Source organism: Bradyrhizobium sp. GCM10028915, assembly GCF_042666195.1.
In the GTDB taxonomy this organism is placed as follows: domain Bacteria; phylum Pseudomonadota; class Alphaproteobacteria; order Rhizobiales; family Xanthobacteraceae; genus Bradyrhizobium; species Bradyrhizobium canariense_D.
In genome coordinates this window covers 386471-406092 of sequence record NZ_JBHTFN010000065.1, presented here as the reverse complement: position 1 = coordinate 406092, position 19622 = coordinate 386471, and the positions used below count along the sequence as shown (strand labels likewise).

General features: G+C 64.1%; 20 protein-coding genes. 3 read left to right on the top strand and 17 right to left on the bottom strand.

Annotation, left to right across the window (positions count from 1 at the left end; translation table 11 throughout):
* Positions 1–29: 29 nt before the first annotated feature.
* The 3 genes from ACFQX9_RS31680 to ACFQX9_RS31670 are packed head-to-tail and all read right to left on the bottom strand — an operon-like array spanning position 30 to position 2634.
* Positions 30–443, bottom strand: a complete 414-nt coding sequence (locus ACFQX9_RS31680) for a Rieske (2Fe-2S) protein (protein WP_018457577.1) — start codon at positions 441–443, stop codon at positions 30–32.
* Entirely contained in the window at positions 443–1552 is a 1110-nt protein-coding gene (locus ACFQX9_RS31675; RefSeq protein ID WP_018457576.1) for an amidohydrolase family protein, read from the bottom strand. Before ACFQX9_RS31675 ends, ACFQX9_RS31680 begins: the two co-directional genes overlap by 1 nt.
* A 23-nt stretch (positions 1553–1575) precedes the next feature.
* Positions 1576–2634, bottom strand: a complete 1059-nt coding sequence (locus ACFQX9_RS31670) for an amidohydrolase family protein (protein ID WP_377791492.1) — start codon at positions 2632–2634, stop codon at positions 1576–1578.
* Between the two features lie 169 nt (positions 2635–2803).
* Between ACFQX9_RS31670 and ACFQX9_RS31665 the strand changes: the two genes are divergently transcribed.
* A complete protein-coding gene (locus ACFQX9_RS31665) occupies positions 2804–3286 on the top strand; it encodes a CinA family protein (protein WP_377791491.1) in 483 nt (160 codons plus the stop codon).
* Positions 3287–3343: 57 nt separating this feature from the next.
* On the opposite strand, the gene ACFQX9_RS31660 is transcribed toward ACFQX9_RS31665, so the two are convergent.
* From ACFQX9_RS31660 to ACFQX9_RS31620, 9 genes are all read right to left on the bottom strand, one after another.
* Positions 3344–3697: a nuclear transport factor 2 family protein gene (locus ACFQX9_RS31660; protein WP_377791490.1), complete on the bottom strand. Its 354-nt coding sequence runs from the start codon at positions 3695–3697 to the stop codon at positions 3344–3346.
* Positions 3698–3707: 10 nt separating this feature from the next.
* The gene (locus tag ACFQX9_RS31655; RefSeq protein ID WP_377791489.1) at positions 3708–5180 is read right to left on the bottom strand and encodes an amidase; all 1473 of its coding nucleotides are present in this window, start codon (positions 5178–5180) and stop codon (positions 3708–3710) included.
* A 230-nt stretch (positions 5181–5410) separates the two neighbouring features.
* Positions 5411–6382: an iron exporter MbfA gene (gene mbfA, locus ACFQX9_RS31650; RefSeq protein ID WP_018457571.1), complete on the bottom strand. Its 972-nt coding sequence runs from the start codon at positions 6380–6382 to the stop codon at positions 5411–5413.
* Between the two features lie 62 nt (positions 6383–6444).
* Positions 6445–7596 (bottom strand): alpha/beta fold hydrolase, encoded by a 1152-nt coding sequence (locus tag ACFQX9_RS31645; RefSeq protein ID WP_377791488.1) that lies wholly within the window; start codon positions 7594–7596, stop codon positions 6445–6447.
* Between the two features lie 134 nt (positions 7597–7730).
* The gene (locus ACFQX9_RS31640; protein ID WP_085361661.1) at positions 7731–8600 is read right to left on the bottom strand and encodes an MBL fold metallo-hydrolase; all 870 of its coding nucleotides are present in this window, start codon (positions 8598–8600) and stop codon (positions 7731–7733) included.
* Between the two features lie 16 nt (positions 8601–8616).
* Positions 8617–9813, bottom strand: a complete 1197-nt coding sequence (locus ACFQX9_RS31635; protein WP_377791486.1) for a serine hydrolase domain-containing protein — start codon at positions 9811–9813, stop codon at positions 8617–8619.
* 22 nt (positions 9814–9835) lie between these two features.
* Complete coding sequence (locus ACFQX9_RS31630) at positions 9836–10447, bottom strand: glutathione S-transferase family protein (RefSeq protein ID WP_018457568.1); 612 nt, start codon at positions 10445–10447, stop codon at positions 9836–9838.
* A 156-nt stretch (positions 10448–10603) separates the two neighbouring features.
* Complete coding sequence (locus ACFQX9_RS31625) at positions 10604–11446, bottom strand: fumarylacetoacetate hydrolase family protein (protein WP_377791484.1); 843 nt, start codon at positions 11444–11446, stop codon at positions 10604–10606.
* A gap of 128 nt (positions 11447–11574) precedes the next feature.
* Positions 11575–12423 carry an MBL fold metallo-hydrolase gene (locus ACFQX9_RS31620; protein ID WP_377791483.1) on the bottom strand — a complete coding sequence of 283 codons (849 nt, stop codon included), beginning with the start codon at positions 12421–12423 and terminating at the stop codon, positions 11575–11577.
* A gap of 136 nt (positions 12424–12559) precedes the next feature.
* On the opposite strand from ACFQX9_RS31620, the gene ACFQX9_RS31615 reads away from it, so the two are divergent.
* Positions 12560–13036: a DUF3775 domain-containing protein gene (locus ACFQX9_RS31615; RefSeq protein ID WP_018457565.1), complete on the top strand. Its 477-nt coding sequence runs from the start codon at positions 12560–12562 to the stop codon at positions 13034–13036.
* A 12-nt stretch (positions 13037–13048) separates the two neighbouring features.
* Here ACFQX9_RS31615 and ACFQX9_RS31610 read toward each other — a convergent pair whose 3' ends face one another.
* The 3 genes from ACFQX9_RS31610 to ACFQX9_RS31600 all read right to left on the bottom strand — a co-directional run bounded on the left by ACFQX9_RS31610 (position 13049) and on the right by ACFQX9_RS31600 (position 15457).
* Positions 13049–14038 carry an NADPH:quinone reductase gene (locus tag ACFQX9_RS31610; RefSeq protein ID WP_018457564.1) on the bottom strand — a complete coding sequence of 330 codons (990 nt, stop codon included), beginning with the start codon at positions 14036–14038 and terminating at the stop codon, positions 13049–13051.
* Positions 14035–14817, bottom strand: a complete 783-nt coding sequence (locus ACFQX9_RS31605) for an SDR family oxidoreductase (protein WP_007605221.1) — start codon at positions 14815–14817, stop codon at positions 14035–14037. The genes ACFQX9_RS31610 and ACFQX9_RS31605 overlap by 4 nt, the downstream gene beginning before the upstream one ends.
* A gap of 127 nt (positions 14818–14944) precedes the next feature.
* The gene (locus tag ACFQX9_RS31600; protein WP_018457563.1) at positions 14945–15457 is read right to left on the bottom strand and encodes a CvpA family protein; all 513 of its coding nucleotides are present in this window, start codon (positions 15455–15457) and stop codon (positions 14945–14947) included.
* A 118-nt stretch (positions 15458–15575) separates the two neighbouring features.
* On the opposite strand from ACFQX9_RS31600, the gene ACFQX9_RS31595 reads away from it, so the two are divergent.
* The gene (locus ACFQX9_RS31595) at positions 15576–16337 is read left to right on the top strand and encodes an SDR family oxidoreductase (RefSeq protein WP_026233399.1); all 762 of its coding nucleotides are present in this window, start codon (positions 15576–15578) and stop codon (positions 16335–16337) included.
* A gap of 64 nt (positions 16338–16401) precedes the next feature.
* Here ACFQX9_RS31595 and ACFQX9_RS31590 read toward each other — a convergent pair whose 3' ends face one another.
* Positions 16402–17994, bottom strand: coding sequence for a GMC family oxidoreductase (locus ACFQX9_RS31590; protein ID WP_377791482.1), 1593 nt, complete (start codon positions 17992–17994; stop codon positions 16402–16404).
* Between the two features lie 119 nt (positions 17995–18113).
* Entirely contained in the window at positions 18114–19571 is a 1458-nt protein-coding gene (locus ACFQX9_RS31585) for a coniferyl aldehyde dehydrogenase (protein ID WP_377791481.1), read from the bottom strand.
* Positions 19572–19622 lie beyond the last annotated feature (51 nt).

Here is a 19622-nt window from a genome sequence, read left to right as displayed (position 1 = left end):
CGGCGCATGTCCGCGCAACCTGCTTCTCGCTACAGCTCCACCACGACGTAGTCGCTCTCGATCTTCACGGGTATCGTCTCGGCGACATACGGCCCCTTCACCACGCTTGCACCCGGCTCGACATGGGCCGGGTAGGCCTTCACGCGGAAGCGGCGAGGGTCGCAGTAGGACTGGCCGGTGCGGATGTCGAACTCCCAGCCATGCCAGGGGCAGCGAATGATCTCGCCGAGCTTGGTATATTCGATCTCGCCCGGATCCTTCGATTGCGCGAGCCCGATCAAGGGTCCCTCGCACAGCGCAGCGCCCTGATGCGGGCAGCGGTTCATCAGGCCGAAATATTCACCCTTGATGTTGAAAATTGCGATCGGCCGTCCGTCGATCTCCAGAAATTTTCGCGTGCCGGGCGGAAGCTCGTCGACCGCGGCAATCACATGCCGCGCCATCAACTGATCCCGTACAGCTTCTTCGCATTGCCGAGATAGAAGGCCTCGCGGTCGTCGTCGCTGACGCCCGCGGGCAGCACGCGCGACGGCTCGTCGTAATCCCAGTGCGGATAGTCGGTCGCGAACAGTAGCCGGTCCCAGCCGATCCACTTGATGACATCGAACAGATCCTCGCGCCGCTCCGGATCCTCCATCGGCTGCGTCGTCCACCACACCTGCTCGCGGATATATTCGGACGGCGGCCGCTTGACATGCGGCACCTCGCTGCGCAGGCGCTGCCAGACTTTGTCGAGCCGCCATGCTAGCGACGGCGCCCAGCCGAAGCCGGCCTCGATCATCACCATCTTCAACTTCGGGAAGCGCTCGAACACGCCCTCCAGCACGAGGCTTGCGAGCGCCGATTGCTGGCACTGCGAGTGGCCGACCATCTCCTCGATGTAATAGGAGGGCCAGCCCGACGGCGTGATGGGGTTGCCGCCGAAGCCGAAGGCGTGGACGCCGACGGGAAGGCCGGCCTCTTCCGCAGCCTGATAGATAGGCCAGTAGCGACGCTGGCCGAGCGGCTCGACATTGCGGCTGAGCAGCAGCACCTGCACGAAATTCTTGTCGCCGGCACGCTCGCGGATTTCCGCGGCGGCTGACAGCCCGTCCTCATTGCCGACGACGATGGACGCCTTCAGCCGCTTGTCCTTGCTGGTCCATTTGTCGATCTGCCAGTCGTTGATCGCCGAGCACAAGGCCGCCGAGAGCTCGTGATTGCGGATGCCTTGCCCGGTGTTGAGCGGATTGAGCACACCGAGCTGCACGTTGTTGGGATCGAGCAGCTGCTTCTGCATGAAGGACAGCGAGGAGCCCTGCGGCCCGCCTTCCGGCGGATAGGCGTCGCGGCGCGAGGCGTTGGGCTGGGCCTTCGGATAGGGCGGGCCTTCCATCATGCCCTGATAGGCATGGACGCCGTACACTTCGAGATGATGCTGCCAGCGTTTGGCCAGGTAGGGATAGAGCTCGGCGCGGGTCGCGCGTGCCGGATGGATGTCGCAGTCCGCGATCGCGGTTTTGACGGCCAGTGGGGAAGCGGCTTCGGAGCTTTCGCGGAACTGAATATTCATCGCCTTGCCTCCTTTGGCAGCGGCTAAGTCAGGCGGGGATAGGTCGCATGCGGATTATCGATCATGATCTTGCGCACGAGATCGGGGGTGAGACCTGCGGGCAGCGCCTCCTGGCCGTCGAACTGCCAGTGCGGATAGTCGGTGGAGAATACGACCAATTCGTCGGACTGCATATGATCAAACAGGCGAATTAATGTCGCCTCATCCGGCGGTGCATCGAATGGCTGCAACGAGAAGCGGATGTTGCTGCGCACAATGTCCAGCGGCGCGCGATCAACCCACGGCGTCTCCATCCGCACCCCACGCCAGAACTTGTGCAGGCGCCATAGAAATGGGGAGATCCAGGACACCCCGGATTCAAGCATCACCATCTTCAGCCGCGGATATTTGACGAACACGCCCTCGACGATCAGGCTGGTGAGCTGGGTCTGGAACGCCTGGGCCTGACCGGCATAATCCTCGATGTGGTAGGAACCCCAGCCCACGGCGGTCGGCGGATTGTGATAGGCGGAACCGGCATGAATGCCGATCGGTAATTCCAGCCGTTCAGCCGCCTCGTAGATCGGCCAGAGCGCGCGCTTGCCGAGCGGCGCATCGCCCATCACGAGCATCAGCACCTGCACGAAGCGGCGGTCCGTCGCACAGCGCTCGATCTCGGCGACGGCCTTCTCGACGCTTTGGGTGGGGATCACGATCGAGCCGCGCAGCCGCGGATCGCGATCGAGCCATTCCTTCACGAGCCAGTCGTTCAGCGCGCGGCAGAAGGCGGCCTGCAGATCCTCTGAAAACACCATCTGCACGCCGTAGAGCGGATTGCAGATGGCGTGCGAGAGCTGGAAGGGATCGAGCACATGGCGCTGCATGTCCGCCAGGCTTTCACCCGGCTTGCCGCTTTCGGGGCGCCAGTCGGGCCGCGCCGTGATCGGCGAGTTCTGCGGGTAGGATTGCGAGATGAGATCGACCATGCCGCGCGTCGTCACCTGATCGCGCCAATAGTCGTTCAGGTACGGCAGCAGGCTGGTCAGATGCGGCACGGCCGGATGCACATCGCAATCCACCCCGCCGGCGATCAGGGACGCCATGACGTGTCCTTCACGTTTCCTCGTCGCGTCTTTCCCGCGGGCAGAGCTTGGCCGCTCCGCCCTTTGGCCGCCATTCAAGCAGGCCTGCCCGTTGGCTGCAACTCGGCCAACGGCGCTGTCATATGCTAGAAAGGCCGAGCTCGGTTGCGAAGCAATAAGGGGTCAAGGAATGAAAGAGCTCGTCGGCATTGCGGAACAGGTCGCAGCGAAGCTGATCGCGCGCAAACAGACCATTGCTGTTGCGGAATCCTCGACCGGCGGCCTGATCTCGGCCAGCCTTCTCGCGGTGCCCGGCGCGTCCGCTTATTTCCTCGGCGGCGCCGTGGTCTACACCCGCGATGCCAGGCGCGTGCTGATGGATATTTCGGACGAAGGAATGAAGGGCTTTCGTTCCTCGTCGGAGCCCTACGCCCAACTGCTGGCCGAGCAGATGCGCGGCCGTTTCAACTGCGATTGGGGCCTATCCGAGACCGGCGCGTCCGGTCCCACCGGCAATCGCTACGGCGATGCGGCGGGCCACAGCTGCATGGCGGTCGCCGGGCCCGCAGTCGAGGTGATGACGCTTGAGACGGGCAGCAACGGCCGCTTGGCCAACATGCAGACCTTTGCAGCGACAGCGCTGAAATTGCTGCTGAAGAATCTGGAGCGGTGACCTCGCGGCCTCCCGAATATCTGGCTGTGCCGGAGAATGTGTGGTGTGACTCGCTCTTTACCGCGACACGTGCGCCGACACCGCCAGCCACGTCCCGTTCGTCTTCGCCCAGCAATCGGTATAGCGCCCGGTGGCCTGCTGGCCGCCCGCATTGGTGTAGCTCGTTGCCGCGTGGATGATGGCGAAATCGCCCATCATGCGGATGATGACCTCGTGCGCCCTGAGGTTTCGGATCGCAATCGGCCGCGCCGTCTGCTTCAGGAAGGCCTCGCGATCAACCAGCGTCTTGTCGGGATTGGAGCAGTAGAACTCCGGCGCCAAAATCTCGTCGAAGCGCTTGACGTCGCAATTCTGCACCGAGGCCACATAGTCGCGGTTGAGTGCGGTGAGCTGTTCGAGGTCGTTGCTCATGGGGTTTCTCTCAGTCATTGAACAAGGGCGGCGGCACGAACCCGCCGAACTCGCGTTCGATCAGCTCGGCGAGCTTCAACGGCGTGCGGTCCTCGAGGAAGGGCCCGATGATTTGCACGCCGACCGGCAGGCCACCCTTCGACAGACCGAGCGGAACAGCCGTTGCCGGCAGGCCCGTCAGCGTGGCGATGCCGGGCCACGCAAGCTGGTCCGGATAGGCGTGGTCCTTGCCATCGATATTGATTCGGCGCTTTTCCTGCTCCGGCGAATGATCATGCGGATAGGCCGGCGTGGGCATGATCGGACAGATCACCGCATCGAATGTCTTGAACAATTGCCGCCATTGCGCGCGCAGGCCGGCGCGGGCGCCCTCGTCGAACACCCAGGCCTGATGCGTGCTGGTGATACCACGCAGCCGTTCGGCAGCGAGGCTCTTGTCGTCGGGTGAGAGCTGCGCTGCACCGGCACGCGCGCCCGCGAGATTGTCCGGCGGAAGGAAGGCGCCGAGAAAACCCATCAGCATGCGCATGTAGAGGCGGGAGGAATTCGTGAAGTCGGGAAATAGCGGACTTTCGCGCGTTATGCTCGCGCCTGCGCCCGCCAATTGTTTCGCCAGCTTCTCGATCGCGCTGCGAATGTCGGCATTGGCAGGCAGCAGCGGATGGCTGTCGATCGCCAGCACGCGGAAATCCTTCAGCGCGCGGTGTCGCGCCTCCGGCAGCGCGAGCTTGTATCCGATGCCCAGGTCCAACGGATCGGGGCCTGCCATCACGTCCAGGAGCAAGGGCAGGTCGACTGCGCTCCGCGCCATCGGACCGATCACCGCCATATCGCGCTCCATCGGGATGGCTGGAAAGGGCGGCGGCGTGTGGCCACGCGTTGGACAGAGATTGTAGGTCGGCTTATGCGCATAGACCCCGCAATGGAAGGCGGGCACGCGCAACGAGCCGCCGATGTCGGACCCAAGCGAGAGTGGTCCGTAGCCTGCCGCGAGCGCCGCAGACGAGCCGCCCGACGAGCCACCCGGCGTGCGGCCGAGATCGAACGGATTGTTCGTCGTGCCGTAGATCTCGTTGTAGCTCTGCCAATCCGCCAAGCCCACGGGGACGTTGGTCTTGCCGAGGATGACGCCACCGGCCTCCTTGACCCGGGCGATCGACAGCGCGTCCTCCGCCGGCTTGAAATCTTTCTGCGGCGTCCAGCCCCAGGTCGTGGGCAGGCCGGCGATGTTGTAGGATTCTTTCACAGTGATGGGGAGACCGAGCAGCGGCTTTCGCTCGCCGCGCGCCAATGCGGCGTCTGCCTCGCGTGCGGCGTCCAGCGCACGGTCGAAATCCCGGAAGCAGATCGCGTTGACCTTGCTGTCGTGCCGTTCGATGCGGTCGATCGCATCCTGCGTGAGCTCGACCGCGGAAACCTTCTTGGCCGTCAGTGCCGCCGACAGCTCGACCGCGCTCTTGAAGCTCCATTCGGATTTGGCCATCCCGCATCTCCTGTTCTTAGCGTGGAACAATGATGCGCAGTTTGGCCCAGCACCGCAACCGCCGTTTGATCGCGATTGACATCTGAGCAAGACGGAACGCGGTGAGCCAAGCAACCACTCGCAGTCATCGCCCGGCTTGACCGGGCGATCCAGTATTCCACCGGCGCCGATTGGACACGGACAGGTCGCGGCGTGCTGGATGCCCGGTCAAGCCGGGGCATGAAGGCGTCCTACGCCGCTCCGATCAATATCCCCACCGCCAGCACGATCGCGCCGCCGAGCACGATCTGGAACACGGCCTGGAGGAACGGCGTGTCCATGTAGCGCGCGCGGATGAAGGCGATCGCCCACAATTCGAAGAACACGACAATTCCGGCGATTCCCGTCGCGATCCAGAATGCGTTGGCCCAGCTATCGGGCACGAGATAGGGCAGGGTGTGCCCAAGCCCGCCGAGCGTCGTCATCAAGCCGCAGGTGAGACCGCGCAGCCAGGGCGAACCACGCCCGGTCAGCGAGCCGTCGTCGGACAGCGCTTCCGCAAAGCCCATGCTGATGCCGGCACCGATCGAGGCGGCGAGGCCGACCAGAAATGTTTGCCAATTCTGATGCGTGGCGAAGGCAGCCGCAAACAGCGGCGCCAGCGTCGAGACGGAGCCGTCCATCAGGCCGGCGAGACCTGGCTGCACATATTGCAGCACGAACATGCGCCGGTTGGTGCGGTCTTCCTCGGCGCGCACGTCTGAACTCAGGATCCGGTCCGTCAGCTTCGCCGCCACCTCTTCGTGGCCCTTCTCGGCCTCGGCCAGATCGCCGAGCAGGCGGCGCACGCCGACATCCTGCGCCTGTTCAGCGGCCTTCACGTAAAAGCGCTCGGCCTGCAATTCCATTGTCTCGACCTCCTTGCGGATGGTGTCGAGCGACAGGTTTTTGGTGAGCCAGACCGGACGGCGGCGCAGGAAGCCTTTGACGTCCTCGCGGCGGATCGGGGGCAAATGCGGACCGAAGCGCTGCTCGTACATTTCCAGCAGCATGTGGCGATGGCCGCGCTCTTCCTCGGCCATCTGTTCGAAGATCTTGGCGGAGTCCGGATAGCGCTCCTTCAAGTCTTCGGCGAAGCTCATGTAGATGCGGCTGTCCTCCTCCTCGGAGGAGATTGCGACCGCAAGCACCTCGCGCTCGGTCAGATCGGCAAAATTCTTCACGGCGGCCCTGTCTGATTAGTTTAGAATAATTCTAAACTATATAGGGCGCTTGGGTTCCCGGGTCAAACCACGCCGCGGCTCTTCGCCAGGAAATCGAGCAGCAGGCGGCTCACCTCGGCCGGCTGCTCCTGCTGCACCCAGTGACCGGCGCCATCGACGAGGTGGCAGCCCAGCAGCTTCGTGCAGGCCCGCGCCTGCATGGCCTCGAATACGCCGGGACGCTGATAGGTGCCCCAATCCTGCTTGCCCGAGATGAAGCAGGAGGGGATGTCGATGTTGCGGCCGGCCAGCAATTGGAACTGGCTGTTGAATGCGCCCGATGTGCCGCAGCGGTACCATTGCAGGCCGCCCTGGAATCCAGTGCGGCCATATTCGGCGCCGTAGTAGCCGAGCTCGCGGTCGGGCAGCCATTGATTGGCGGCGATTGCGGCCTGCGAGGGCATCTCCTTCGCGACCGTCTCGGCCATGGTCTCGTTCAGGTCCATCACATAATAGGTCGGCAGCTTCGCAAGCTCGTTCGCCGACCAGGATTTCAGCGGATATGGCTTGTTGTCGGTCCAGTCCGCGCTCTTGTGATGATAGTAGGCGCGCAGGAAATCATGCACGCCCTGTGGCGCGCGGTGCATGTCGGCATTGGCCGGGCGTGTCGCATAGTACCATTGATAATGCTTGCGTGGACGCGGCAAGGCGGCGAGCTCGCGATGCACGGGGTCTTCGGCCGCTGGCTTTACCGGCGTGTCGACCGTGTTGAACGGCAGCGGCGGCGCTCCGCCGAATGGCGCGCTCATCATCGTCACCGAACGAAATACGTCGGGCCGCATCAGCGCGCACCAGGCCGCGACTGGGCTGCCGAAATCATGTCCGACCACGTCGACTTGCCTGTAGCCGAACGCCGACACCAGCCCGAGCGCATCCCGCACCAGGTTGAAGAGCGAAAAGGGCGCGAGATCGCCGTCATACTCCGCGCTCCATCCCGTCGTCCGGCCATAGCCGCGCTGGTCCGGCGCGATCACGTGATAGCCAGCCGAGCTCAGCGCCGGCATCACCTTTCGCCAGGAGAAGGCAAGCTCGGGAAAGCCGTGCAGCAGCAGGGTGCAGGGCCGCCCCTTGGTCTCGAAGCCGGCCTCCAGCACATGCATGCGCAGGCCGTTGATATCGTCGACATAGCGTGAGCGGATGCCGGCGGGGAGCGGGATGTCGGGGAGCATTGTCATTTGCTTTCTCCACACGGGTGGAATCGTAAGGTGGGCAAAGGCGCGCTTCGCGCGCCGTGCCCACCATCATTCTACAACGCGTTTGGCATGGTGGGCACGCTTCGCTTTGCCCACCCTACGATTGCGCCATTCGACTACACCGCCGCGCATACGAAGCCACTGCCCTTGCGCCGGATATTCCCAACGGACGGCGAGGGGAAATGCGCGGTGCAGCACAACGTGTCGGTATCGCAATAGCGTTCCAGGAAGCTGCGGCGCGTCGTTGCCGCCTTGGCCTGATCGAGGTCGAACTTGACCGACAGCTCCGGATAGAGCGTCTGCAACGGCGAGTGCATGAGGTCGCCGGAGAACACGGCGTCATCCCTGCCGTGGCCCATCGTGATGGCGATATGGCCCGGCGTGTGGCCCGGCGTCGGCAGAATACGAACGTGGTCGCCGATCTGGTGATCGTTGCCGACAAGCTCGTGGCGTTTGGCCTCGACCACCGGCAGCACGCTGTCGGCGAAGGGCGGCACCTCCGCCTTCGCGTTCTGCTCGGTCCAATGATCGAACTCCTGCTTGGCGAAGACGTAGCGCGCTTTCGGGAAGGTCGGCACCCAGCGGCCGTTCTCCAGACGCGTGTTCCAGCCGACGTGATCGACATGCAGATGCGTGCACATCACGAAGTCGATGTCGTGAGGCGAGAATCCGGCAGCGTTGAGTCCGCGCAGATAGGTGTCGTCGGTCTTCATGTTCCATTTCGGGCGCTGCGGCCGCGGCTTGTCGTTGCCGATGCAGCTGTCGACCAGAATGGTGTGGTGCGGCGTCTTGATCACATAGGACTGGAAGCACAGCATCAATGTGTCGCTGTCATCCAGGGCTTTCGCCTCCCTCATCCACGCGCGGTTCTCGGCCAGCAGCTCCGGTGTCAGCCCCGGCAACATCTCCAGCGCCGGGACGAACGAGGTTTCCTGCTCGATGATGCGATGGATGGTGAGATCGCCGACCGCGTATTTCAGGCTCATGCTCGCTTCCTTGCACTCAGCGTGCGTCACGCACGGACGGAATGACGATGTTGGAGAGGACGTCGATCGCGGCCAGCCCTTCCTTCGGCTGGCCGTATTGGGCAGCGGTGGTCATCATGACGAGGTCAAGCTCAGGCACGATGAAAATGCGTTGTCCGCCCCAGCCGAAGGCGCCAACCCATTTGATTTCCATCCCGCCGGCCAGCGAGCGGCCCATCCACCATTGATAGCCGTAGAACAGCGTGCCGCCGAAATAGCCGATCGCCTGGAAGCGCGGCGCGATCGATTGTGCAATCCAATCGGCCGAGACGATTTGTTGGCCGTTCCACTGGCCGCGATCGAGCACGAGCTGGCCGAGCTTGGCGGCATCTCGCGGACGCAAGCGCAGGCCGGCGGCCGCCGCGATCTTGCCGTTCTTCGGGTAGGCCTTCCACTCGAAATCGGTGATCCCGAGCGGCTGGAACAGCACCTCGCGCGCAAACGTCTCTAGCGGCTTGCCCGAGACGCGTTCGAGGATGTTGCCGAGCAGTTCAGTCCCGCCGCCATTATAGGTCCAGAGTACATCCGGCGGTGCGGCGATCGGTCTTGCGAGCACATAGCTGATCGGATCGGCTTCAAAGGTGAGATGCGGCTCGTCGTTGTTCGGATCGGTCCATGCTCGCGCCTCGTCCCATTTCATTCCCGAGGACATCGTCAGCAGATGGCGCAGCGTGATGGCCTCCCAGCCCGCTTGCTTCACCGCCTGATGATCGGGGAAGAACTTGAGCACAGGCTCGTCGACGCCTTCGATCAGCTTGCGATCGATCGCGATGCCGACGAGCATCGAAACGATGCTCTTCGATGCCGAACGGATGTCGTGCTTCGTCGTCGCGGTGAATTCGCGCTGGCCTTCCGGTTGTCCCCAGGGTTGGTCGTAGCCGGCGAAGTATTGCTCGAAGACGAGCTTGCCGTGGCGCGCGACGACAACCGAATGGACCGAAGTCGCGCGTCGCCCGAGTCGGGCGGCGATGCCGCAAAGTTGCGCGCCGTCCATGCCGACGCTGTCGGGCGACGCAGTCATCCAGCCGTCGTCGGTTGACGATGGCGGTTCGCAGGCGAGGTTTCGCTGTCCAGGCACCATGCCGTCGGCTTGCACGGAAGTGGTTGAGACGGTCAACGCGAGCATGAGGCTCGCGCCGAGAATGCCGAGGCGGGGGAAGCGATCGAGCATCATCCTTCTCCCCGCCGTCGCGATACTACGCCGCTGGCGGCACTGAGATCTTCACGGAGGGCCGCTCCAGCATTTTCTGGTGGAACGCGTCGAGCTTCGGATAGGCCTTGCGCCAGCCGCAATCGGCGAAGCGGAAGTCGGCATAGCCGAGCACGCAGACGAGGCCGATCTGCGAGATGTCGAACGGACCGTTGAGGACATCGGGCATGTTCTCGAAGCGCGCCATGCCGGTCCAGGCCCGGTTCCAATGGTCGTCCGACCACGCCTGCCATTGCAGGCCCTGCGGCCGCACCATCTTCTCGTAGCGGCACAGCAGCATGGAATCGAGCATGCCGTTGATCAGGGAATGATTGGTCTTGGCCTTCCAGCGCCGCGGACCGTAATCGGGGATCAGGCTGCCGCCGGCCATCTCATTGAGATATTCGACGATGACATACGAGTCCAGGATGACGTCGCCGTCATTGGTGATCAGCACCGGCAGCTTTTTCAGCGGCGTGATGCGTGAATAGTCCTCGTTGGCCGTGCCGGGCGCGACGCTCGCCGGCGTGAGTTCGATCTTGTCGATCAGCCCGAGCTCGATCGCGGCGATGCGCACCTTGCGGGCAAAGGGCGAGGCGGGGGAGAAGGTGAGCTTCATGGGACAATTCCCTGCGATCGGTCTTGAGCAAATGGTGTCTCGTCCGTCATGGCCGGGCTTGACCCGGCCATCCACGCGCGTCCGCGTGGATAGACTGTGAGACGTGGATGCCCGGGACAAGCCCGGGCATGACGACGAGTGTGCGCTGGCCGCGGCTTACGCCGCGACGATCTCCTGGCGCTGCTCGCCGAGGCCCTCGATGCCGAGCGTGATGACGTCGCCGACATTGAGGAAGGTCGGCGGCTTCATGCCGAGGCCGACGCCGGGCGGGGTGCCTGTCGTGATGATGTCGCCCGGCAGCAGCGTCATGAACTGCGAGACATAGGAGATGCACTTGGCCATCGAGAAGATCATGGTCTTGGTCGAGCCGGTCTGACGGCGCTGGCCGTTCACGTCGAGCCACATCGGCAGGTTCTGCACGTCCTTGATCTCGTCCTTGGTGGCGAGCCAGGGACCGAGCGGGCCGAACGTGTCGTGCGACTTGCCCTTGGTCCACTGACCCAGGCGCTCGATCTGGAAGGCGCGCTCGGAGACGTCGTTGCAGACGCAGTAGCCGGCGACGTGGTTGAGCGCGTCGGCTTCCGAAACGTATTTTGCGCGCGTGCCGATGATCGCGGCGATCTCGACCTCCCAGTCGAGCTTGGTCGAGCCGCGCGGCTTCTCGATGGCGTCGTTCGGGCCGGACAGCGAGGTGTTGGCCTTCATGAAAATGATCGGCTCGCTCGGAATTTCCGCGCCGGTCTCCTTGGCGTGGTCGCTGTAGTTGAGGCCGATCGCCACGAATTTCGACATGCCGATAACGGGGGCGCCGAACCGCGGCTTGCCGGAGACGGCGGGCAGCGAGGCCGGATCGAGCGCCGCCAGCTTCTTCAGGCTCTCGGGCGAATAGGCCTCGCCGGTCAGGTCCTTCACATGCGCCGACAGGTCCCGCAACTGGCCGGATTTGTCGAACAGGCCGGGCTTTTCCGCACCCTTCTCGCCATAACGAACAAGCTTCATTCTCGTTTCTCCCTGGAATTGACCGATCGGTTAAACAGCTTCATGGAACAGGGCGGCGGGAAATTCAACCGCTCAAAGAGGGCGCATTGCAGCCCTCTCGATTCGGGAGGTTCGTCCGGGGCACGAGACTAGGCCAGCGCCTCGAACCTGAATGCGTCCCCAACCCGCTTGATGTGCCCGGCCGAAAAGTGCCCGCCGATCACCAGCGTCGGGGTGTCGGCAAACCGGCCGAACAATTCGCGCCGCGTCGCGGCAGATTGGCTCTGATCGGAATCCGCGGTCGAGGACCAGCCGAGATGCGCCATCTGGCAGGGATGATGGGCGACGTCGCCCGTCAGCAGTCCCTGCTCGCCGTCCGACCGGATCAGAACGCTCATATGCCCGGGGCTGTGGCCGGGGGTTGGGATCATGCTGATCTCCTCGCTGAGCCGGTGGTCGCTCGCGACCAACTCCGCCCGGCCGGCATCGACGATCGGCTTCACGGAATCGCCAAACACGGCCTGCTTGTCCGGCTCGGTGGAGTGGTCGCGCCAGTGCTCGTATTCGGTCTTGCCGAAGACGTAGCGCGCGTTGGGGAAGCTCGGCACCCATTTGCCGTCGACCCATTTCGTGTTCCAGCCGACATGATCGACATGAAGATGCGTGCACAGCACGGTATCGATGCTGTCGGGCGGAAAGCCCGCCGCAATCATCGTCTCCAGGAATGGTGTGGTGCGATTGTTCCAGGTCGGGACGTTGCGGCCCTGCTTGTCGTTGCCAAGTCCGGTATCGACCACGATGCGGCGCGAAGGAGTTTCGAGCACCAGCGAATGGATCGACATTTTCAGCCGGCCTTCTTCCGTGGCGAAATGCGGGATCAGCCAGGGCAGCTTCCGGATTTCATCGTTGGTTGCTGCCGGGAGGATGAAGCGGGTTGAACCCACCGTCTCCATCTCGACGAGTTTGGTGATCTTGACCCTGCCGACTTTCCACTGCATCCGGCGCATCCCCATGTTCTTGTTTGATGTTCTTGCTTTGCGGGGGAACATGCGCAGTTTCGCCCTCAGGCGCAATGGATCATCTGACGCCGTGCGGCGTTATCGCGGGAACCCAGGGAAAGACAAAGGGCCAGCCATGCCAGAGCTTGCGATTTCCGCGGAGAAGGTCGCCTTCATCATCGAAAAGGCGCGTGAATTCGACGTCAAGCAGGCGGATTCCGATCCGGATTCCGGCTCGAATGCGACTGATGACGATGCGGTCGACGTCCTCGAGGATGACGGCTCCGATCCGGTCGTCAACGAACTCGGAAGTTTCATCGTGGCCATGAACGAGGACGAGCAGATCGATCTCGTCGCGCTGACCTGGCTCGGCCGCGGCGACGGCACGATCGACGATTGGGACGATTTGCGCGCACGCGCCGTGGAGGCACGCGCGGAGTATCGCAGTCCCCGGCGCGAGACGGCGCATTATCTGCTCGGTGAGCCGATGCTGGGCGATCTGCTCGCCGACGGGCTCGATGAATTCGGCGTCGACTGGACCGACGGAGACCTGGTGGCCGATTCATCCGCTCCAAGCCAGCGGGACGAAGACGAGATCACCAAGCAGCGGTGATTCCGGCCGATATCAGCGCGCGCAGTCGACCACCACGGTGCCGAGCTTGTCGCCTTTCTCGACGGCGACATGGGCCTGCGCCGTCTCCGACAGCGCAAACTGCGCCGCGACATTGTGGATTCGCGGCCCCGCTGCCAGCCATTTCGAGATGTCGGCCTGCGCCGCCGCAAGCAGCGCCGGCGGCAGCGCGAACAAGACGAGCGAGCGGAGCGTGATGCACTTCTCCATCAGCTCGCGCATCGGCACGGTCGGCGTGCGGTTGCCGTTCGTGGCGTAGACCGCGATTGTCGAATTCATGGCCATCAACTTCAGGGTCGTCGCGATGTTGCCGCCGAAATCGACATCGACCAATTGGTCGACCCCGCGTCCGCCGGTGAAGGCCATGGCCTTGGCAACGACATCTTCGTCCCTGTAATTGACCACGAGATCGGCACCGGCTTGTCGCGCATGCTCGCCTTTTATCGCCGAGCTGACGGTCGCGATCACCTGCGCGCCGCCCCATTTCGCGAGTTGCACGGCGTAATGTCCGACTGCACCCGCGCCGCCGGTGACCAGCACCGACTTGCCGACGATCGGCCCGTCCGCAAACAGGGAGCACCACGCCGTCATTGCGGGAATGCCCAGCGTCGCGCCTTCCGCAAAAGAGAGATTGTCCGGCAACGGCGTCACCAGATGCTCGGCAAGCGCGATATATTCGGCCGCGGTGCCAAAGGCGCGGCCGTTACGCTGGCCGTTGAACAGCCAGACCCTGTCGCCGATCTTGAACCGCGTCGCGCCATCGCCGATCTGGTCGATAAAGCCCGCGCCATCGCTGTTCGGAATGACGCGCGAAAATTCCTTGGCGCGATAGCCGCCCCCGCGCCGGCCGACATCGGCCGGATTGACGCCGGAGGCTTCCAGGCGAATACGAACTTCGCCTGGACCTGCGACCGGCGTGGCCATCTCACCATAGGTGAGGACGTCCGCCGCCGGTCCTGTCTCCTCGTACCAGACCGCCCTCACAGCGTTCCCGGGAAGGCACCGCCATCGAGCAGAAGGTTCTGCCCGGTGATGAAGCCGGCCTTGGCGCCGCACAGGAATGCGCAGGCATAGCCGAACTCCTCGGGATCGCCGAAGCGGCCCGCGGGATTGAGCTTGGCGCGCTCGGCCAGAACCTGGTCCGGCGTGATGCCGCGCTTCTCGGATTCCCCCTTCGCGGTGCTGCGCAGGCGATCGGTCTCAAACGGGCCCGGCAGCAGGCCGTTGATGGTGACGTTGTTGATCACGGTCTTGCGCGACAGGCCGGCAATGAATCCGGTGAGGCCGGCGCGCGCGCCGTTGGAGAGACCGAGGATGTCGATCGGCGCCTTCACCGCCGCTGAGGTGATGTTGACGATGCGGCCGAACTTGCGGGCCATCATGCCGTCCACCGTCGACTTGATCAGCTCGATCGGGGTCAGCATGTTGGCATCGATCGCCTTAATCCAGTCGTCGCGGGTCCAGTTGCGGAAATCGCCGGGCGGAGGTCCGCCGGCATTGTTGATCAGGATGTCCGGCTCGGGGCAGGCCTTGAGCACGGCCTCGCGGCCCGCCGGCGTCGTGATGTCGCCGACGATCTCGGTGACGGTCACATCAGGATAGGCTTTGCGGATGTCGTCGGCCGTCTTCTTCAGGGCCTCGGCGCCGCGCGCGGTCAGCGTGACGTGAACGCCGGCCTCGGCCAGCGAGATGGCGCAGGCGCGTCCGAGGCCTTTGCTGGATGCGCAGACGATGGCGCGGCGGCCTTTGATCCCAAGATCCACTGTTTCACTCCCGTAATGTCAGGCAGGTTTTTAGAGCCGCTATTCTAGCCAACCTTGGCGCCGCTGATAAGGGATTGGCTCGCATCATAATGCATGCACGCTTGTGCGGCGATGCAAATGCGCCTCATCAGATGCGCCGCTCCTGCTTGAGACGGTCGATCGCGGAGGCCGCCTCCGGCGGCAGCGACTTGAAGCCCATCTGGCCGACCGTCGAGAACAGCGGCCGCAGATGCGAACCGGCGAGGAACGGCGGCTGCCGGTTGGCCGGCACGATCTGGTCGAACACCAGCACCAAGGTGGTGGCGACGAGGCCGACCCTGATGGCGCCGAGCGCGGCGCCGCCGAGGCGGTCGCCGATGCCGGCGTCGCGTATCGTGTCGCTCAGCGCCAGCCGGCCGAGATGTCCAAACAGCATGCCGACCACCACGAAGATGCCGAAGAACCAGATCCAGTTCTGCAGCAGCGGCGCATTCGGATTGCCCGCGACCTGCGGGACGATCAGCGGCATCAGCGCAACCGCGATGGGGGCGGCGAGGAGATAGGCCAGGATCGTCATGGCGCTGCCGAGCAGGCCGGTCCTGAAACCGAAGCCGATCGCGATGGCGAGCGCCGCATAGACGGCGAGATCGAAACTGTTCATGCGCGGGAGCCTGCCATGGAACGAGTGAACGCAGAACCGATCATTCCGGTTTCAGATCGTTAAAATCGTCTGTATTGATGGCCAAAACCGATGACCCCAAAGCTCAGGGACGCGCCCAATGTCAGACCTATTCGACGTCAGTCGAGAAACCATCCTCGTCACAGGTGCGAGCCAGGGCTTGGGGCGGCAATTTGCCCGGGTGTTGGCGGCACATGGCGCGGCCGTCGCGCTCGCGGCGCGGCAGACCGACAAGCTGAAGAGCCTGGAAGACGAGATCCGCGGCAAGGGCGGCCGCGCCGCCGCCGTCGCGCTCGACGTCACCGACATCGCATCGATCGCCAGGGCCCTCGATGCCACGGAAGCCGCGCTCGGCCCGGTCACGGTGCTGATCAACAATGCTGGCATCGCGATCGAAAAGCTCGCGACCGAGCAGACCGAGGCCGATTGGGACGCGGTGATGGGCGCCAATCTCAAGGGCGCCTATTTCCTCGCGACCGAGATCGCGCGCCGCATGATCGCGAGCAAGCAGGCAGGCAACATCGTCAACATCGCCTCCGTGCTCGGCACCGGCGTGCTGAAGGCGGTGTCGCCTTACGCGATCTCCAAGGCCGGCATCATCCAGGCGACCAAAGCGATGGCGCTGGAGCTTGCGGGGCAGAACATCCGCGTCAACGCGCTGGCACCCGGCTACATCGACACCGAGATGAACCACGCGTTCTGGGCGACGCCGCCGGGCGAGCGCCTGACCAAGCGCATTCCCCAGCGCCGCATCGGCGCCGAGTCCGATCTCGACGGCGCGATCCTGCTGCTGGCCTCGAAGGCCTCGCGGTACATGACGGGCAGTGTGGTGACGGTGGACGGCGGGTTCTTGCTGAATTGAGAAGCTGCTATCGTCCCGGCCCCCCATGCGCAATTGCGCACTAGGCCGGGACGACGAGGTAGAGTCACCGCATCTCGCCCCTGATCATATCCGCCGCCTTCTCGCCGATCATGATCGCCGGCGCATTGGTGTTGCCGCCGATCAGTGTCGGCATGATCGAGGCGTCGACGACGCGCAGACCTTCCACGCCGTGCACCTTCAGCGCCGGATCGACCACGGCCATCGCGTCGGTGCCCATCTTGCAGGTGCCGACGGGGTGATAGACGGTGTCGACACGCGCGCGCAGGATGGCGCGGATATCGTCGTCCGTTCTCACATCGGACGTGAACATGTCCTTCTTCTGCAACGCGCGCATCGCGGGCGTCTCCATCAGCCTTCGCGTCGTCTTGAAGCCCGCGACCATCGTCTCGAGATCCTCCGCCTCGCCCAAGAAATTCGGATCGATCAGCGGCGCTGCCAGCGGATCGGCGCTTTTCAGCCAGACGCTGCCACGGCTCTTCGGCCGCAACAGGCAGACATGGCACGAGAAGCCCGCCTCCTTGTGCTTCTTGCGGCCGTGGTCGTCGAGCGTCGCGATGATGAAGTGCAGCTGGATGTCGGGCACATCGAGGTCGGCCCGGGTCTTCAGGAAGCCGCCACACTCGGCGAAATTGGTGGTCATCAGGCCGCGCCGCTCCCGGCGGTATCGTTGGATGGCGCGGAGCAGGGATGGTAGCCGGCCGAGCGACGAATGGACGAAGTGTGGATAGTCGGAGGCGTAGACGAACACGAAATCCGGATGATCCTGCAGATTGCGTCCTACGCCCGGCAAATGATGCACGACGTCGATCCCGTGGGCGGCAAGCGCCTTGCCGTCGCCTATGCCCGACAGCATCAGCAATTGCGGTGACTGGAAGGCGCCGGAGGCGAGGATCACCTCGCGACGGGCGCGTAGCTTCTTTGTCTGCTTGCCCTGGACATATTCGATGCCGACCGCGCGCCCACTTTCGAACAGGATGCGCGTGGCATGCGCCTGCGTCTCGACACGCAGATTGGCGCGCTTGTCCGTGTGGGGATGCAGATAGGCGCGCGCCGCGCTCCAGCGCTCACCATTGTGCTGGGTCACCTGGTAGCTGCCGAGCCCTTCGTGATCCTCTTCATTGAAGTCCTCGCGGATGCGGAACTGCGCCTCGCGGGCCGCCTGATGGAAGATGTCGTGGATCGGATTGTCCGCGCGCAGTCTGTTGACATGCAACGGGCCGCCCTTGCCATGATACGCGCCGTCAAAATCGGCGTTGTTTTCCGAGCGCTTGAAATAGGGCAGCACGTCCGCGTACGACCAGCCGGCATTGCCGAGCGAGGCCCAGTGGTCGTAGTCCCATTTGTTGCCGCGGATATAGACCATGGCGTTGATCGCGGAGGACCCGCCGAGCCCCTTGCCGCGCGGTTGATAGCCGATACGGCCGTTCAATCCCTTCTGCGGCACGGTATCGAAGCCCCAGTTCGCCGCCTTGTATGGCAAAGCCAGTCCGAACGGCGTGGTGATCCGCCAATTGTCGTTCCGACCGCCGGCATCGAGCAGCGCCACGGATGTCCCCGCATCCTCCGACAGCCGCCCCGCCACCGCGCAGCCGCCGGAGCCCGCGCCCACGACGACGAAATCGAATGTGTCAGTCACTGATGTTTCCCTCTGCATTCATTCTTTCTGTCATTGCGAGCGCAGCGAAGTAATCCGGACTTTTGCCGCGGAGGGATTCTGGATTGCTTCGCTGCGCTCGCAATGACAGGTGCTGAAACCTACGACATGAACCGCATCATCTTCTCCAGCCGCGCGATCTTGCCGCCATAGGGCGGATAGAGGTCGGCGAGGCGGTTGAATTTCGAGCGATAGAACACCGGCTTCAGCTTGCTGAACGTGCGAAAACCCCATTCGCCATGATAGACGCCGGTGCCGGACGCGCCGACACCGCCCATCGGCTGGTTGATTTGCGCGAAATGGAACAGGCAGTCGTTGACGGTGACGCCGCCGGAGACGGTGCGCGCCAGCACCTCGTCGCGCGCAATGCGGTCCTTGCCGAACCAGTACAGCGCCAGCGGCCGGTCGCGGGCGTTGACGAAGGCGATGGCGTCGGCCGGGTCGCGATAGCCGAGCACGGGGAGCACGGGGCCGAAAATCTCCTCCTGCATGGCCGCCATGTCTTCGCTCGCGCCCACGATCAGCGTCGGCGGGAATTTGCGGTGCGCCTTCCAGCTAGGATCGTCCGGCTTCGCCGGCTGCAGGATCTTTGCGCCGCGACGTGCCGCATCGGAGACGAGATTTTCCAGCCGCGCATAATGCCGGTCGGAGATCACGGAGGTGTAGTCCTTGTTGGCGGGATCGGTGCCGAACATGCGTCGCATCTGCGCGCGCACTTTTTCGGCGAAGGCCTGCAACGCGCGCTCGGGCACCAGCACATAGTCCGGCGCGATGCAGGTCTGCCCGGCATTGAGCAGCTTGCCGTAGGCGATGCGCTCGGCGGCCTCTTCGAGGTCGGCCGAGGCGTCGATGATAACAGGCGACTTGCCGCCGAGCTCGAGCGTGACGGGCGTCAGGTTACGCCCCGCGGCCTCCGCCACCAGCCGCCCCACCCGGGTCGAGCCGGTGAACACGAGATGATCGAACGGCAGATGCGCGAAGGCCTTTGCGACCTCGTCTTCGACGCCGGTGACGAGCAATTCCGCAGCGTCGAATCGCGCGGCGACCGTCTCCTTCAGCAGCGCTGAGAAATGCGGCACGAGCTCGCTCGGCTTGATGATGACGCGGTTGCCGGCGGCGAGCGCGCCGATGGCGGGCGCGAGCGTCAGCTGCAGCGGATAATTCCAGGGCGCGATGACGCCGACGACGCCGAGCGGCTGCGGCATCAGCCGGTTGCGCGCGGGCAGGAATTGCAGCGCCGTCGAAACGCGCTGCGGCGCCATCCAGCTCTTGAGGTGCTTGGTGGCATGACGGATCTCGGAGAACACCATCATGGTCTCGGCGATATTGGTCTCGACCGCGCAGCGGTGACCGAAATCGGCCGAGATCGCCTGCCGGAAGCGCTCCTCGTTGTCGGCGACGACAGTGCGCAACCGCGCCAGCCGGTCGAGCCGCTCGGCGAGGCCAGGCGCCGGCTCGGCCCGCGACCGCTCGACCATGGCATGGAAGGCGTCTTCGAGGCCCCGAAGCGGGGCGCTCGGCGGGGGGCGATCTGAGGGGCGATCCAAGGCGTGGTCCATGGCGTTCTCCCCCATTAAGTGGCGTTTCCGCCTGGTTTTGTTGCCGCAAGC